General features: G+C 70.5%; 14 protein-coding genes. 3 read left to right on the top strand and 11 right to left on the bottom strand.

The features are described from left to right. The first annotated feature begins 4 nt into the window (after positions 1 to 4). The 3 genes from AB0F18_RS17335 (at position 5) to AB0F18_RS17325 (ending at position 3,685) form a co-directional block, all read left to right on the top strand. Positions 5 to 787 (top strand): peptidylprolyl isomerase, encoded by a 783-nt coding sequence (locus AB0F18_RS17335; protein ID WP_362060966.1) that lies wholly within the window; start codon positions 5 to 7, stop codon positions 785 to 787. A 188-nt stretch (positions 788 to 975) separates the two neighbouring features. Further along, positions 976 to 2,205, top strand: coding sequence for a DUF349 domain-containing protein (locus AB0F18_RS17330; RefSeq protein ID WP_362060963.1), 1,230 nt, complete (start codon positions 976 to 978; stop codon positions 2,203 to 2,205). A 229-nt stretch (positions 2,206 to 2,434) separates the two neighbouring features. Then, complete coding sequence (locus AB0F18_RS17325; protein WP_362060960.1) at positions 2,435 to 3,685, top strand: hypothetical protein; 1,251 nt, start codon at positions 2,435 to 2,437, stop codon at positions 3,683 to 3,685. A 71-nt stretch (positions 3,686 to 3,756) separates the two neighbouring features. On the opposite strand, the gene AB0F18_RS17320 is transcribed toward AB0F18_RS17325, so the two are convergent. The 11 genes from AB0F18_RS17320 to pdxS all read right to left on the bottom strand — a co-directional run bounded on the left by AB0F18_RS17320 (position 3,757) and on the right by pdxS (position 15,483). After that, positions 3,757 to 6,180 carry a bifunctional (p)ppGpp synthetase/guanosine-3',5'-bis(diphosphate) 3'-pyrophosphohydrolase gene (locus AB0F18_RS17320; protein ID WP_362060957.1) on the bottom strand — a complete coding sequence of 808 codons (2,424 nt, stop codon included), beginning with the start codon at positions 6,178 to 6,180 and terminating at the stop codon, positions 3,757 to 3,759. A gap of 283 nt (positions 6,181 to 6,463) precedes the next feature. Then, a complete protein-coding gene (locus AB0F18_RS17315) occupies positions 6,464 to 7,021 on the bottom strand; it encodes an adenine phosphoribosyltransferase (RefSeq protein ID WP_362060954.1) in 558 nt (185 codons plus the stop codon). Beyond that, positions 7,018 to 8,076 carry a protein translocase subunit SecF gene (secF, locus tag AB0F18_RS17310; protein ID WP_362060951.1) on the bottom strand — a complete coding sequence of 353 codons (1,059 nt, stop codon included), beginning with the start codon at positions 8,074 to 8,076 and terminating at the stop codon, positions 7,018 to 7,020. Before secF ends, AB0F18_RS17315 begins: the two co-directional genes overlap by 4 nt. A gap of 1 nt (position 8,077) precedes the next feature. Continuing rightward, the gene (gene secD / locus AB0F18_RS17305; RefSeq protein ID WP_362060948.1) at positions 8,078 to 9,901 is read right to left on the bottom strand and encodes a protein translocase subunit SecD; all 1,824 of its coding nucleotides are present in this window, start codon (positions 9,899 to 9,901) and stop codon (positions 8,078 to 8,080) included. A 150-nt stretch (positions 9,902 to 10,051) separates the two neighbouring features. Beyond that, positions 10,052 to 10,519 carry a preprotein translocase subunit YajC gene (gene yajC / locus AB0F18_RS17300; RefSeq protein WP_362060945.1) on the bottom strand — a complete coding sequence of 156 codons (468 nt, stop codon included), beginning with the start codon at positions 10,517 to 10,519 and terminating at the stop codon, positions 10,052 to 10,054. A gap of 164 nt (positions 10,520 to 10,683) precedes the next feature. After that, a complete protein-coding gene (gene ruvB / locus AB0F18_RS17295) occupies positions 10,684 to 11,757 on the bottom strand; it encodes a Holliday junction branch migration DNA helicase RuvB (RefSeq protein ID WP_362060942.1) in 1,074 nt (357 codons plus the stop codon). Between the two features lie 67 nt (positions 11,758 to 11,824). Further along, positions 11,825 to 12,448: a Holliday junction branch migration protein RuvA gene (ruvA, locus tag AB0F18_RS17290; protein WP_362060939.1), complete on the bottom strand. Its 624-nt coding sequence runs from the start codon at positions 12,446 to 12,448 to the stop codon at positions 11,825 to 11,827. Next, positions 12,445 to 12,975: a crossover junction endodeoxyribonuclease RuvC gene (ruvC, locus tag AB0F18_RS17285; protein ID WP_362060936.1), complete on the bottom strand. Its 531-nt coding sequence runs from the start codon at positions 12,973 to 12,975 to the stop codon at positions 12,445 to 12,447. The genes ruvA and ruvC overlap by 4 nt, the downstream gene beginning before the upstream one ends. A gap of 178 nt (positions 12,976 to 13,153) precedes the next feature. Continuing rightward, entirely contained in the window at positions 13,154 to 13,906 is a 753-nt protein-coding gene (locus tag AB0F18_RS17280) for a YebC/PmpR family DNA-binding transcriptional regulator (RefSeq protein ID WP_362060933.1), read from the bottom strand. A gap of 57 nt (positions 13,907 to 13,963) precedes the next feature. Beyond that, positions 13,964 to 14,557, bottom strand: coding sequence for a pyridoxal 5'-phosphate synthase glutaminase subunit PdxT (gene pdxT, locus AB0F18_RS17275; protein ID WP_362060930.1), 594 nt, complete (start codon positions 14,555 to 14,557; stop codon positions 13,964 to 13,966). An 11-nt stretch (positions 14,558 to 14,568) separates the two neighbouring features. Then, positions 14,569 to 15,483 carry a pyridoxal 5'-phosphate synthase lyase subunit PdxS gene (gene pdxS, locus AB0F18_RS17270; RefSeq protein WP_362060927.1) on the bottom strand — a complete coding sequence of 305 codons (915 nt, stop codon included), beginning with the start codon at positions 15,481 to 15,483 and terminating at the stop codon, positions 14,569 to 14,571. Between the last annotated feature and the right edge of the window lie 152 nt (positions 15,484 to 15,635).

Genomic DNA, 15,635 nt, shown 5'->3' with positions numbered 1-15,635 from the left:
ACCGGTGGTCACGAGCGATCAGCGTCGGCGACAGCTCGCCAGGGAGAAGTACGAGCGCCAGCAGAAGCGCCGCGCGGAGGCCCGCCGCAAGTCGCGGCAGCGGCTGGCGGTCATCGGTGCGGCCTCGGCCGCGGTGATCGCGACGCTGATCGGGCTGATCGCGGGCGGTGTCTTCGACGGCAAGGACGAGAACGACGCCTCGGCCGAGCCCTCGGCGTCGCCGTCGCTGCCCGAGCCGAAGAAGTCCCCGTCCCCGGCGATGGCGATCGACGACAAGGCGAAGTACACCTTCGCCCTGAAGACCAGCGCGGGCGACGTCACGTTCGAGATGGACGCCTCGAAGACCCCGCAGACGGTCAACTCCTTCAAGTCGCTCGCCGACAAGGGCTTCTTCGACAAGACCAAGTGCCACCGCCTGGTGACGAGCGGGATCCACGTGCTCCAGTGCGGCGACCCCGAGGGCACCGGCCGCGGCGGCCCGGGCTACACCATCCCGGACGAGAACCTGGACTCCCTGGGCAAGCCGAACGAGCAGGGCCAGGTGGTCTACCCGGCCGGCACGGTGGCGATGGCCAACACGGGTCGGCCCGGCACCGGCGGCAGCCAGTTCTTCCTGGTCTACGAGGACAGCCCCCTCGCACCCTCCTACACCCCGTTCGGGAAGATCGACGCGGCCGGGCTGAAGGTGCTGGCGGAGGTCGCGAAGGCCGGCACCGCCGACGGGGCCCAGGACGGCGCCCCGAAGACCCCCGTGAACATCGAGAAGGCCACCGTCACCAAGAACTGAAGGGTCCGGCGGCCCCGGCCCGGCCGGCCCGCGGCCCCCGCGGCGATATTCCGTCGTGCGGGATGCGGACAGCCGGCCCGGCGGTCGCCTATGTTGGCGTTGTGCAGGGCGGGCGCTGCCCGCCCCAGGAAACTGTGGACGATGCCAGGGGGATGAACCCCTCGCGGGCATCAGGTGGAGGAGGCGCTGTGAGCAGCGACCCGTGGGGCCGAGTCGACGAGACCGGCACCGTGTACGTGCGTACTTCCGAGGGCGAGCAGGTCGTCGGCTCGTGGCAGGCGGGCACCCCCGAGGAGGCCCTGGCCTACTTCGAGCGCAAGTACGAGGGCTTGGTGGTCGAGATCGGCCTCCTCGAACGGCGGGTGCGGACCACCGATCTGTCCGCCAAGGACGCCCAGACGGCCATCGAGCACCTGCGGACGCAGGTGGACGAGCACCACGCCGTCGGTGACCTCGACGCGCTGCGCGTCCGGCTGGACAAGCTGGTGGCGACGGTGGACTCGCGGCGCGAGGAGCGCAAGGTCCAGAAGGCCAAGCAGGCGGACGAGGCCCGTACGGCCAAGGACGCCCTGGTGACCGAGGCCGAGCAGCTGGCGCAGAGCGACCAGTGGCGCAGCGCCGGCGAGCGGCTGCGCGCGCTGGTGGACATCTGGAAGGGCCTGCCCCGGCTCGACCGCAAGTCGGACGACGAGCTGTGGCACCGCTTCTCGCACGCCCGGTCCGCCTTCTCCAAGCGCCGCAAGGCGCACTTCGCCGCGCTGGACGCCCAGCGCGAGGAGGCCCGCAAGGCCAAGGAGAAGCTGGTCGCCGAGGCCGAGTCGCTGTCGAAGTCGACGGACTGGGGTCCGACGGCCGCCCGCTACCGCGAGCTGATGGACAGCTGGAAGGCGGCGGGACGGGCGCAGCGCGAGGCCGAGGACGACCTGTGGAACCGATTCCGCGGTGCGCAGGACGTGTTCTTCGCGGCGCGCGGCGAGGTCTTCGCGGAGCGGGACGCCGAGCAGGTCGAGAACCTGAAGCTGAAGGAGGAGCTGGCCGTCGAGGCGGAGCAGCTCCTCCCGGTGACGGACCTGAAGGCGGCCCGGGCCGCGTTCCGTTCCATCAACGAGCGCTGGGAGGCCATCGGCCACGTGCCGCGCGACGCCCGTCCCAAGGTCGAGGGCCGGATGCACGCCGTGGAGCGGGCCATCCAGGAGGCCGAGGAGGGCGAGTGGCGGCGTACGAACCCGGAGGCGCGGGCCCGTGCGGCCGGTCTGACGGGGCAGCTCCAGGCGGCCGTGGACAAGCTGCGCGGTGAGATCGACGCCGCGCGCGGGGCAGGCAACAACGCCAAGGCCGACAAGCTGTCCCGGGAGCTGGAGGGCCGCCAGGCCCTGCTGGACCAGGCGCTGAAGGGTCTGGAGGAGTTCGGCGGCTGACACCCGCCGCCGTCCTCGGACGCGTAGGCCGACGGGCACCACCGGTTACTTCCGGTGGTGCCCGTCGGCGTGTGTACGGGTGTGTGGGCGGGCTTGTGTGCGGATATGGGTGCGTCCGATTCGTTACGTGGATTCCACACAGGGTGCGCGCGGGTTGCACCCTCCACCTGTGTAACGTTGTACGGTGCCGCCTCGGCGGCCTTCTGCCGGGCGACGACCAGGATCGAATGTGACGCATACCCAGATACGCGCTGATGTCCCCGACTCACTTCTCGTCGCCGAACCGCTTTCCGGCAAGAAGGACTCCGGGCTCCGTGGTGTCGGACGGCGCGTACTCGCCAACCTGAAGCGTGCCCGCAAGGCCCTGCTGATCCACCTCGCCCTGCGCGCCACCGGACTCGCCGTCATGGCGATCTGGGCCGAGCGCAAGGACGTGCGGCCGCTGGAGATCCTGGGCGGGCGCTGGGACGCCGTCTACTACCTGCACATCGCCGAGAACGGTCTGACGACCCCGCTGGCGACGCCGTCGCCCTGTGCGTTCGCGGGGCCGAGCTGCCAGATGGCGTTCTTCCCCGTCTACCCCATGCTGGTGCGCTACACCTCGTACGTCACGCACCTGCCGATGAACTGGGTGGCGATGGGGCTGGCGCTGTTCGCGTCGGTGATCGCCGCGTGGGGCATCTTCGCCGTCACCGACAAGATCTACGGCCGTCGGGTCGCGCTCTTCACCTGCGCCCTGTTCGCGATCGTGCCGGCGGCGCTCGTCCAGTCGATGGCGTACACCGAGCCGCTGTTCCTCGCCCTGTCGGTGTGGGCGATGTACGCGGTGATGACGAAGTCCTGGCTGACGGCCGGTGTGCTGGCCTTCTTCGCGGGTGCCACCCGGCCCTCGGGTTCGGCGATCGTCGCGGCCGTGGTGCTGGCGGGGGTCTGGGAGTACGTGCAGTGGCGCCGCAAGCGCCGCTCGCAGCGGCCCCCGGTGGGACGGATCGTGGCCGCTTCGCTGATCGCCCCGCTGGGCTGGTTCGGGTACGTGGGCTACGTCGGCTGGCACTTCGGGCGCTGGGACGGCTACTTCGAGCTCCAGCGGCGCTGGGGTTCGGTGTACGACGGCGGCTTCGACACGGTCAACGAGCTGAAGAAGACCTTCACCGAGGTGCACACCACCCTCAACCACGTGGTGGTCTCGCTGACGGTGGTCACGGCGGTGGTGCTGTTCGTCCTGATGACGCGCCGGCGCCGGCCCCCCATGGTCGTGTGGATCTTCGCGGCCATGATCATGCTGATGGCGCTGGGCGGCGCGGGCTTCTACTTCTCGAAGATGCGCTTCATCATGCCCGCGTTCCCGCTGCTCTTCCCCTTCGCGCTGGCCCTGGCCCGGGCGCGGCGGAGCACGGTGGTGTGGATCATAGGGTCCGCGACGGCCGTCTCCGCGCTCTTCGGGGGCAACCTCAACTTCGTCTGGTGGGGCTGCCCCTGACCGGGCCCCGCGCCTCATGACGGTGGGCGCCACCCCTTCCGGGGTGGCGCCCACCGTCGTATGTCCTGCCGCTACGGCCTGCGGGCCGAGGTCACGCGGTAGACGTCGTAGACGCCCTCGACGCCCCGTACGGCCTTCAGGACGTGTCCCAGGTGCTTCGGGTCGCCCATCTCGAAGGTGAACCGGGAGGTCGCCACCCGGTCGCGGGAGGTCTGCACGGCCGCGGAGAGGATGTTGACGTGCTGGTCCGACAGGACCCGCGTGACGTCCGACAGCAGCCGGGAGCGGTCCAGCGCCTCGACCTGGATGGCGACCAGGAAGACGGAGGACTGGGTCGGGGCCCACTCCACCTCCAGCATCCGCTCGGGCTGCTGGGAGAGGGAGTCGACGTTGACGCAGTCGGCGCGGTGAACCGATACGCCACTGCCGCGGGTGACGAAGCCGATGATCGGGTCGCCCGGCACCGGCGTGCAGCAGCGGGCCAGCTTCACCCACACGTCGTCGACGCCCTTGACGACCACGCCCGGGTCGGCCTTGCCGCGCCGCTTGGTGCGGGCGCGGGACGGCGGGATGCTCTCCTCGATGTCCTCGTTGGCGGCCTCCTCGCCGCCGAGGGCCTGCACCAGCTTCTGCACGACGCCCTGCGCGGCCACGTGGCCCTCGCCGATCGCCGCGTAGAGCGAGGAGATGTCGGGGTAGCGCATCTCGTGCGCGAGGGTGACGAGGGAGTCGCCGGTCAGGATCCGCTGGATCGGCAGGTTCTGCTTGCGCATGGCCCGCGCGATGGCGTCCTTGCCGTGCTCGATGGCCTCGTCGCGGCGCTCCTTGGAGAACCAGGCGCGGATCTTGTTGCGGGCCCTGGGGGACTTGACGAAGCCCAGCCAGTCGCGGGACGGGCCGGCGCCCTCGGCCTTGGAGGTGAAGACCTCGACCAGGTCACCGTTGTCGAGGGTCGATTCGAGCGGGACGAGCCGCCCGTTGACCCGCGCCCCTATGGTGCGGTGGCCGACCTCGGTGTGGACCGCGTACGCGAAGTCCACGGAGGTCGCTCCGGCCGGCAGCGCGATGACGTCGCCCTTGGGGGTGAAGACGAAGACCTCGTTGCGGGAGAGGTCGAAGCGCAGCGAGTCGAGGAACTCGCCCGGGTCCTCCGTCTCCTTCTGCCAGTCGAGGAGCTGGCGCAGCCAGGCCATGTCGTTGACGGTGTCCTGGCCGGCGCTGCCCTTGGCGGCCTGCGGGACGTCGGTACGGACCTTGGAGGCGCCGGCGACGGTCTGCTGCTTGTACTTCCAGTGCGCGGCGATGCCGTACTCGGCGCGGCGGTGCATGTCGAAGGTGCGGATCTGGAGTTCGACCGGCTTGCCGTTGGGTCCGATGACCGTCGTGTGCAGCGACTGGTACATGTTGAACTTGGGCATCGCGATGTAGTCCTTGAACCGGCCGGGGACCGGGTTCCAGCGCGCGTGCACGGTACCGAGGGCCGCGTAGCAGTCCCGGACGGTGTCCACGAGGACGCGGATGCCCACCAGGTCGTAGATCTCCGCGAAGTCACGGCCGCGGACGATCATCTTCTGGTAGACGCTGTAGTAGTGCTTGGGGCGGCCGGTGACGGTGGCCTTGATCCGGGCGGCTCTGAGGTCGACCATCACCTCGTCGGTGACGATGGCCAGGTACTCGTCGCGCTTGGGGGCCCGCTCGGCGACGAGGCGCACGATCTCGTCGTACATCTTGGGGTAGAGGATCGCGAAGGCGAGGTCCTCCAGCTCCCACTTGATGGTGTTCATGCCGAGGCGGTGGGCCAGCGGCGCGTAGATCTCAAGGGTCTCGCGGGCCTTCTTCTCCTGCTTCTCCCGCTTGAGGTAGCGCATGGTGCGCATGTTGTGCAGGCGGTCGGCGAGCTTGATGACCAGGACGCGCGGGTCCTTGGCCATGGCGACGACCATCTTGCGCACGGTCTCGGCCTGGGCGGCCTCGCCGAACTTGACCCGGTCGAGCTTGGTGACGCCGTCGACGAGGAGGGCCACGGCGTCGCCGAAGTCGCGGCGGAGCTGGTCGAGGCCGTACTCGGTGTCCTCGACGGTGTCGTGCAGCAGGCCCGCCATGAGGGTGGCGGGGTCCATCCCGAGCTCGGCGAGGATCGTGGTCACCGCGAGCGGATGGGTGATGTACGGGTCGCCGCTCTTGCGCTTCTGTCCGCGGTGCCAGCGCTCCGCGACCTGGTAGGCCTGTTCGATCTGCCGCAGCGTCGCCGTCTCGATCTTCGGATCGTTGCTGCGGACTATACGGAGCAGGGGTTCCAGTACCGGGTTGTACGGGTTGGAACGCTGCACGCCGAGGCGGGCCAGCCGGGCGCGCACCCGGTTGGAGGACCCGGCCGGCTTGGCCGGGAGGGGCTTGACCGGCGGGGCCGGCGGGGGCGTGGCTGCGGCCGCCGCGGCCGGGTCGGCCTTGGGGTCGGGCTGCGCGGCGGAGAGTGGCTGGACCTCGTCTGGCAAGAGCGCTCCTCTGGGGGTCCCCCCGGACGGAGTTTGGGGGAGGATCCGGGGCCCGGTCAGGTCCGGATAACCCATGGTAGCGAGCGTTCCGCCACCCTGTTCTCCGCGCCCGCCCACCAAGACGGAACCCCAGCCCCCCTCCGTCCGACCCCGAGCCGCCGACATCCAGCCCCGACGGCGTTTGAGGCGCTGGGGTCCGGGGGCCGGCCCCCGGCAGCGGCGCCGCACACGAAAGCGGCGGGCACCCGGCAATCCGGGCACCCGCCGCTTCGGCAGAGCGACGTCAGACGACGATCAGCGAGTCCAGCGGGGCCCCCGCCAGCGCAGTGTCCAGCTTGGCCCGCCCCGGGAGGAACGACAGTTCCATCAGGACGGCCACGCCGGCCACCTCGGCCCCGGCCCGCCGGATCAGCTCCAGCGAGGCCTCGGCGGTACCGCCGGTGGCCAGGACGTCGTCGATGACCATGACCCGGTCACCGGCCGACAGGTCCTCCGCGTGGACCTCGATCTCCGCCGTCCCGTACTCCAGCTCGTAGGCCTGCGCGAGCGTGGCGCCCGGCAGCTTGCCCGCCTTGCGTACGGGGATGAAGCCGATGCCCGCCTTGACGGCGACCGGGGCCGCGAGGATGAACCCGCGCGCCTCCAGCCCGACGATCTTCGTCGCACCGTAGCGGCCGGCCAGCTCCACCAGCGTGTCGGTCAGCGCGCCGAAGGCCTTGGGGTCGGCCAGCAGCGGGGTGATGTCCTTGAACACCACACCCGGCTTCGGGTAGTCCGGGACGTCCGTGATCCGGCTGAGCAGCAGCTCGCGGACCTCGGGGGTGCAGGGGGCGGTGGTCACCGGCGCCGCCTCCCCTGGCCGCCCTGGGACACGACCTGCGGGGCCTCGTCCTGGTCGGTGTCCACGTCGGGGTCCTCGCCCTTGGCGGCCGCGGCCGCCCGCTTCGCGAGCACGCGCTTCGTCAGCGCCTTCATCGCCGGCTCGCGCTCCTTCAGGTCCACGACCAGCGGGGTCGCGATGAAGATCGAGGAGTACGCACCGGCCGCGAGGCCGACGAACAGCGACAGCGAGATGTCGTTGAGCATGCCCGCGCCGAGGAAGCCGCCGCCGATGAACAGCAGGGCCGCGACCGGCAGCAGCGCCACGACGGTGGTGTTGATCGAGCGGACCAGCGTGCCGTTGATGCTGCGGTTGGCGACGTCGCTGAAGGTCCAGCGGGTCTGCTTGGTGATGTCCTTCGCGCCCTCCTTGAGACCGTCGAAGACGACGACGGTGTCGTAGAGGGAGTAACCGAGGATCGTGAGCAGACCGATCACGGTGCCCGGGGTGACCTCGAAGCCGACGAGCGCGTACACGCCGACGGTGATGGTGAGGTCGTGGATCAGCGCGATCAGGGCCGCGACGGCCATCCGCCACTCGAAGGCGATGGCCAGGTAGATCACCACGAGGACCATGAAGATCGCGAGGCCGGTCCAGGCCTTGGTCGCGATCTGCTCGCCCCAGCTCGGGCCGACCAGGTCCGCGTTGATCTGGCCCGCGTCGACCTTGAGGTCGGTGCCGAGCTGCTTCTTCACGGAGGCGGCCGAATCGGTGTCCAGACCGGAGATCTGGATGCGCAGGCCGCCGGTGCCGAGCTCCTGGACGATCGCGTCGTGCCCCGAGGCCTTCTCCGCGTCCTCGGTCGCCTTCGCGACGGACACGCTCGTCTTCGGGGTGGTGAAGACGGCGCCGCCCTTGAACTCGATGCCCATGTTGAGGCCCTGGACGGCCAGGGCCACGGCCGCCGTGATGGTGATCAGGATGGAGACGCCGTACCAGACGAAGCGCTTGCCGACGAAGTCGTATCCGACCTCACCGCGGTACAGCTTGGCGCCGAGATCTCCCAGCTTCGACATCTCACGCCTCCTTTGCGTCGACGGGGGCGGGGACGGGGCCGGTGCGGCGGGACCGGCGCAGCGGCGGCTTGGCGCCGAGCCGCTTCGGGTCCAGTCCGGACCACGGGTGACCGCTGGAGAAGAACTTCGTCCGCGCCAGCAGGGTCATGACGGGCTTGGTGAACAGGAACACCACGACCACGTCGAGCAGGGTGGTCAGACCCAGCGTGAAGGCGAAGCCCTGGACCTTGCCGACGGTGACGATGAAGAGCACCGCGGCGGCGAGGAACGACACGAAGTCGGAGACCAGGATGGTGCGCCGGGCGCGCGGCCAGGCGCGCTCGACGGCCGGACGCAGGGTGCGGCCCTCGCGGATCTCGTCACGGATGCGCTCGAAGTACACGATGAACGAGTCCGCCGTGATGCCGATGGCGACGATCGCGCCGCAGACGGCCGGCAGGTTCAGGGCGAAGCCGATTCCCTTGCCCAGCAGCGCCATGATCGTGTACGTGAGGATCGCGGACACCAGGAGGCTGACGATCGCGATGAAGGCCAGACCGCGGTAGTAGACCAGCAGGTAGATCACGACGAAGGCCAGGCCGATGGCACCGGCGATCAGGCCGGCCTTCAGCTGCTCCCCGCCGAGCGCGGCGGTGACGGTGGTGACGCTGTCCTCCTGGAAGGACAGCGGCAGGGCGCCGTACGAGAGCATGTTGCCCAGGTCCTGCGCGGACTGCTGGGTGAAGCCGCCGGAGATCTCGGCGTTGCCACCGGTCAGCGCCTGGCTGACGGACGGGTCGGAGATGACCTCGCCGTCGAGCACGATCGCGAACTGGTTCTGCGGGGCCTGCTTGGTGGCCAGCTCACCGGTGATCTTGGCGAACTTGTCGGCGCCCTTGTCGGTGAACTGCATGGTGACGATCCACTGACCGCGCTGCTGGTCGATGACGCCCTTGGCGTCCTTCACGTCCTGGCCGTTGACCTGGGCCGGGCCGAGGATCCACTTGCCCCACTGGTTGCCGCGCTTGCCGCAGGCGATCATCGGGTCCTCGGGCTTGACGCCCTTGCCCGCGGCGGCACGCTGCTCCTCGTTGGTGCAGTCCAGCGCCGCGAACTTCGCCTGCAGGCCGGCCAGGGCCGGGTCCACTGCGGGCGGGGTCGGGGCGGGGGCGGGCGCCGAGGCGGAACCGGAGGCCTGAGCGGAAGGCGTGGCCTTGTTGTCGTCTGCCTTCTTCGACTCGCTCGCCGAGGGCGAGGGAGTGGGGGTGCCCGGGGCCTTGAGGGCCTCGCTGAGCACACGGCCCTGGGAAGTGGCGCTGGACGACGGGGTGGCCTGCGCGGACGGCTTGGAGCTGCCCTCGGCCTTGGGGGCGCCGGAACCGCTCGCGGAGGGGCTCGGGGAGCCGCTGGGCTTGGTCTCCGGGGCGGCGGGGGCGCCGTCGGCGAAGGTCAGCACGGGGCGGAAGTACAGCTGGGCGGTGGTACCGACCTGCTCACGCGCCTGCTGCTCGTTCGTCCCCTTGGGGATGTTCACGATGATGTGGTCGCGGCCCTGGGTCTGGACCTCGGCCTCGGAGACGCCGAGACCGTTGACACGGCGCTCGATGATGCCGACCGCGGTGTTCATGTTGGTCTCGTTGACCGCGTCCGGCTTGCCGGGCTCGCTCTTCGCCTTGAGCGTGATGCTCGTTCCGCCCGCCAGGTCGATGCCCAGGCGGGGGGTGGTCTGATGAGAGAGGAACATCCCCGCGGTGAGCGCCACCATCGCGATCAGGATGAAGGCCAGGGCGCGCCCCGGCCTCCCCTGAGCCCCCGTGGGCCGCCGGCCCTTCTTCGGTGCTGCCACCTTGTCGTATCTCCCTGTCCAACCGTCCCGCGCCGGGTCAGCACGCGGACGGCCACGAAATGTGTGGTGGGGACCCCTGCCCCCCGCAGAAGTTCGGTGCGGGAACCACGGCGGCCGCCGGTCGGGCGCCACCGCGGTTCCCGGCCGGCGCTACTTGGCGCCGGCCTCGCCGTCGGTCTTGCCGTCCTTCGGCTCGTCGTCCTTCGGCTCGTCGTCCTTGGACAGGTCGAGCTTGGGGGCGTCCTGCGAACCGGAGTCCTTCGACAGGTCCGTCTTCGGGGACTCGGAGTCCGTCAGCGAGGAGGCGTCGTCGGGGACGGTCAGCTCGTCGGTGGTGGTGCCGTGGACGATGCGGTTGTACTCGTCGTCGTCCAGCACGGCGCCGATGGCGTTCTTCGCGTAGATCGCGTGGACGCCGGGAGCCACCTCGAGGGTGACGGTGTCGTCACCGATCTCCTTCACCGTGGCGTACATGCCGCCGATGGTGCGGACGCCGGTACCGGCCGTCATGTGGTCGCGCATCTGCGCGGCCTGCTGCTGCTTCTTCTTCGCGGAGCGGGTCATCAGGAACATCGCCCCGATGAGCACGATGAACGGGAGGAGTGTCACGAGATTCACGGGACGGAGATCCTTCGCACGACCGCACGGGAGACGGCCTTTTTCTACGGGGGTGGGCACGCCGACCCGAAGGGTCGGCATCGGCGGAGTCTAGGCGAGTCCGCACCGATGGAACAACGCCCAGCATGGCACCGCAGTTCCTGACCGGTCGAACCTCCGCGCCGTCACGGCCCGAACAGGCCCTGTTGTCCGCTTGATCCGCCGGCCTGCTGCTGCGGGGGAACAAGCCCCAGGTGAGCCCATGCGGCGGGGGTCGCGACCCGGCCCCGCGGGGTACGGGCCAGCAGGCCCTCCCGGACCAGGAAGGGCTCCGCGACCTCCTCGACCGTCTCCCGCTCCTCCCCCACCGCGACGGCGAGGGTGGACAGCCCGACGGGTCCGCCGCCGAACAGCTTGAGCAGGGCCTCCAGCACGGCCCGGTCCAGCCGGTCGAGCCCGCGCGCGTCGACCTCGTACACCTGGAGGGCCGTGGCGGCCACCTCACGGGTGATCACTCCGTCGGCCCGCACCTGGGCGTAGTCGCGGACGCGGCGCAGCAGGCGGTTGGCGATGCGCGGGGTGCCGCGGGAGCGGCCGGCGATCTCGGCGGCGCCGGCGGTGTCGATCTCCACGTCGAGGAGGCGGGCGGAACGGTGGACGACACGCTGGAGCTCCTCGGGGGCGTAGAACTCCATGTGCCCGGTGAACCCGAAGCGGTCGCGCAGCGGGGGCGGCAGCAGGCCGGCGCGGGTGGTGGCGCCGACGAGGGTGAACGGGGGCAGCTCCAGCGGGATGGCGGTCGCGCCGGGGCCCTTGCCGACGATGACGTCGACCCGGAAGTCCTCCATGGCCATGTACAGCATCTCCTCGGCGGGCCGGGACATGCGGTGGATCTCGTCGAGGAAGAGGACCTCGCCCTCCTGGAGGGAGGAGAGGATGGCGGCGAGGTCGCCGGCGTGCTGGATGGCGGGGCCGGAGGTGATCCGGATCGGGGCGCCCATCTCCGCGGCGATGATCATGGAGAGGGTGGTCTTGCCGAGGCCGGGCGCGCCGGAGAGCAGGACGTGGTCGGCGGTGGCGCCGCGCTGGCGGGCCGCCTTCAGGACGAGGTCCAGCTGCTGGCGGACCTTCTCCTGGCCGACGAACTCGCCGAGGTCCTTGGGGCGCAGGGCGGCCTCGACGGCGGTGTCCTCACCGTCGGCTGCCGCTGCGACCAGCCGGTCGGGCTCGGGGGTGTCGGTTTCGTCGTCCCAGTTCACGGGTTCAGTCTGCCTTCTCGTCGGTACCGGGCGGGGCGGGGAGGGGCTCCGCGCAGCGGGGTGCCGGTCAGCGGGTGCGGTTCAGGGTCTGGAGGGCCGCTCGGAGGAGCTGCGGGACGGGGGCGGTACCGCCCGCGGCGATGGCCGCCTCCGCCTGCGGGGTCACCGCGTCGACCGCGTCCTCCGCCTCGCGGGAGGCGTATCCGAGCCCGATCAGCGCGGCGGTGAGCTGCTCGGTCCAGGGCGCCGGGCCGGAGGCGGCCGGCGCCCGCTGGGCGCCCACCGACGGGGCCGCGCCCAGCTTCCCCTTCAGCTCCAGCAGCAGCTTCTGCGCCCCCTTCTTCCCGATGCCGGGAACGGCCGTCAGCGCCTTCTCGTCCCCCGATTCGACGGCCAGCCGCAGCGCGTCCGGGCTGTGCACCCCGAGCATCGCCTGGGCCAGCCTCGGGCCGACCCCGCTGGCGGTCTGGAGGAGCTCGAAGACCTGCCGTTCGTCGTCGTCGGCGAAGCCGTACAGGGTCAGGGAGTCCTCCCGGACCACCAGGGAGGTGGCCAGCCGGGCCGGTTCGCCGGTGCGCAGGCCCGCGATGGTGTTCGGGGTGCACTGCACGGCCATGCCGACGCCCCCGACCTCGATCACGGCCAGGGTGGGGCTGAGCGCGGCGACCGGGCCGCTGACGAAGGCGATCATCGGATGGGGCCTTTCGAGGCGTGCTGGGCTACCGCCCGCTGGAGGCGGTTCTGGGCGGGGGCCCGCCAGATGTGGCAGATGGCGAGGGCGAGGGCGTCGGCGGCGTCGGCCGGCTTGGGCGGCTCGGCCAGCCGCAGCAGCCGGGTGACCATGGCCCCGACCTGCGCCTTGTCGGCCCGGCCGCTGCCGGTGACGGCGGCCTTGACCTCGCTGGGGGTGTGCAGCGCGACGGGTATGCCGCGGCGCGCGGCGCACAGCATCGCGACGGCGCTGGCCTGGGCGGTACCCATCACGGTGCGGACGTTGTGCTGGCTGAACACCCGCTCCACGGCGACGAATTCCGGCCGGTGCGCGTCGAGCCATTCCTCGATGCCGCGCTCGATGGCGACGAGGCGGTGTCCCAGCTCGGCGTCCGCGGGGGTCCGTACGACCCCCACGCCGATCATGGTCAGGGGCCGTCCGGCGACCCCTTCGACCACGCCGACACCGCACCGCGTCAGCCCGGGGTCCACACCCAGTACGCGCACCGCGCCCCTCCCTCTTCGATCGCCAGTGCGTGCAGGCTATCCCGCACCGCTGACAACGCCGACGGGCCGACAGGGTGTGTCCTGTCGGCCCGTCGAAACAGCAACCGTCAATTGAGCCAGCCCGACGGCGAGCAACCACATCCGCGAGAGCGGCGGCGGTTCAGCCGCAAAGGGGGGACTAGGCGTCGACCTTCTCCATGACCTCGTCCGAGACGTCGAAGTTGGCGAAGACGTTCTGCACGTCGTCGCTGTCCTCCAGCGCGTCGATCAGCTTGAAGATCTTGCGCGCGCCCTCTTCGTCGAGCTCGACCTGCATGGTCGGGACGAAGCTGGAGTCGGCCGAGTCGTAGTCGATGCCGGCCTCCTGGAGGGCGGTGCGGACCGCGACCAGGTCGGTGGCCTCGCTGATGATCTCCCAGGTGTCGCCGTTGTCGTTGACCTCTTCGGCACCGGCGTCCAGGACCGCGCCGAGGACGTCGTCCTCGGTGAGCTCGGCCTTGGGCAGGAGGATGACGCCCTTGCGGTTGAACAGGTACGAGACCGAGCCCGGGTCGGCCATCGAACCGCCGTTGCGGGTCATGGCGACGCGGACGTCGGAGGCGGCGCGGTTGCGGTTGTCGGTGAGGCACTCGATGAGCACCGCGACACCGTTCGGGCCGTAGCCTTCGTACATGATCGTCTCGTAGTCGGCGCCGCCGGCCTCAAGGCCGCCGCCGCGCTTGACCGCGGAGTCGATGTTCTTGTTCGGGACCGACTGCTTCTTGGCCTTCTGAACGGCGTCGAACAGCGTCGGGTTGCCCTCGATGTCGGCGCCGCCCATACGCGCCGCGACCTCGATGTTCTTGATCAGCTTCGCGAAGAGCTTGCCGCGCTTGGCATCGATCACGGCCTTCTTGTGCTTCGTCGTAGCCCATTTAGAGTGGCCGGACATCCGCCTGTCTCCTTCGCGTAACCAACAGTGTTCACCTCAGATCCTACCGGGACCTGATTACAGCGCCGCGCGCACCATGTCGACGAAGTACGCGTGGACGCGGTCGTCGCCGGTCAGTTCGGGGTGGAACGAGGTGGCGAGGACGTTGCCCTGGCGCACGGCGACCGTGTGGCCGTCGTACTCGGCGAGGACCTCGGCGGAGGCTCCGACCGACTCGACCCAGGGGGCGCGGATGAAGACGCCCTCGACGGGGCCGCCCGCTATGCCGGTGAAGTCGATCTTCGCTTCGAAGGACTCGTTCTGCCGCCCGAAGGCGTTGCGGCGGACGATCATGTCGATGCCGCCGAGCGTCTCCTGGTCGTCACGGCCGTCCAGCAGCTTGTCGGCGAGCATGATCATGCCGGCGCAGGTGCCGTAGACCGGCATGCCGGCCTTCACGCGCTCGCGCAGCGGCTCCAGCATGCCGAACAGGACCGCGAGCTTCGACATGGTCGTGGACTCGCCGCCGGGGATCACCAGGGCGTCGACCTCGGCGAGCTCCTCGGGACGCCGGACCGGCCTGGCCACGGCGTCCGCCGCGGCCAGGGCGATCAGGTGCTCCCGTACGTCGCCCTGGAGCGCCAGGACACCGATCACGGGGGGGTTGTTCATCGTGGGGTGCCTTACCAGCCGCGGTTGGCGTAGCGCTCGGCCTCGGGGAGGGTGTCGCAGTTGATGCCGACCATGGCCTCGCCCAGGTTGCGGGAGGCGTCCGCGATGACCTTCGGGTCGTCGAAGAAGGTGGTGGCCTTCACGATGGCGGCGGCGCGCTTGGCCGGGTCGCCGGACTTGAAGATGCCGGAGCCGACGAAGACGCCCTCGGCGCCGAGCTGGCGCATCAGCGCGGCGTCGGCCGGGGTGGCGACGCCACCGGCGGAGAACAGGACGACGGGGAGCTTGCCGAGCTCGGCGACCTCCTTGACGAGCTCGTACGGGGCGCGCAGCTCCTTGGCGGCGGCGTACAGCTCGTTGTTGTCGTAGCCGCGCAGCTGGGCGATCTCGTTCTTGATCTGGCGCAGGTGACGGACGGCCTCGACGACGTTGCCGGTGCCGGCCTCGCCCTTGGAGCGGATCATGGCCGCGCCCTCGGCGATGCGGCGCAGGGCCTCGCCCAGGTTGGTGGCACCGCAGACGAAGGGGGTGGTGAAGGCCCACTTGTCGGAGTGGTTGATCTCGTCGGCCGGGGTCAGGACCTCGGACTCGTCGATGTAGTCGACGCCGAGGGACTGGAGCACCTGGGCCTCGACGAAGTGGCCGATGCGGGACTTGGCCATGACCGGGATGGAGACGGCCTCGATGATCTCCTCGATCATGTTCGGGTCCGACATCCGGGCCACGCCGCCGTCCTTGCGGATGTCGGCCGGAACCCGCTCCAGGGCCATGACGGCCACGGCGCCGGCGTCCTCGGCGATCTTCGCCTGCTCGGCGTTGACCACGTCCATGATCACGCCGCCCTTGAGCTGCTCGGCCATGCCGCGCTTGACGCGGGAGGTGCCGATGGCCGACTCGGACTGGGGAGAGGTGGGAAGCGTGCTCACGGGTTGACCTCACTCGGAAGGAAGACGGGTACTACTCGGCAGAGAAAACCTCACCGACCAGTCCACTACAAGGGCCAATATGGAGCCGGTGGCCCTTTCATTTGTCCCCCGCGGCCCTGGTGGACCCCGTTCGGCCCAGTGTCCCGCCTCGA

Source organism: Streptomyces sp. NPDC029216 (assembly GCF_040648015.1).
In the GTDB taxonomy this organism is placed as follows: Bacteria; Actinomycetota; Actinomycetes; order Streptomycetales; family Streptomycetaceae; genus Streptomyces.
The sequence above is the reverse complement of the archived record's forward strand: the minus strand, read 5'-3'. Positions and strand labels throughout refer to the sequence as shown.

Bases quoted from the DNA above. Each gene is read 5' to 3' on its own strand.
- secF (WP_362060951.1), bottom strand. From the start codon at position 8,076: ATGTCGAAGCTGGGAGATCTCGGCGCCAAGCTGTACCGCGGTGAGGTC.
- ruvA (WP_362060939.1), bottom strand. From the start codon at position 12,448: ATGATCGCCTTCGTCAGCGGCCCGGTCGCCGCGCTCAGCCCCACCCTG.
- AB0F18_RS17280 (WP_362060933.1), bottom strand. From the start codon at position 13,906: ATGTCCGGCCACTCTAAATGGGCTACGACGAAGCACAAGAAGGCCGTG.
- pdxT (WP_362060930.1), bottom strand. From the start codon at position 14,557: ATGAACAACCCCCCCGTGATCGGTGTCCTGGCGCTCCAGGGCGACGTA.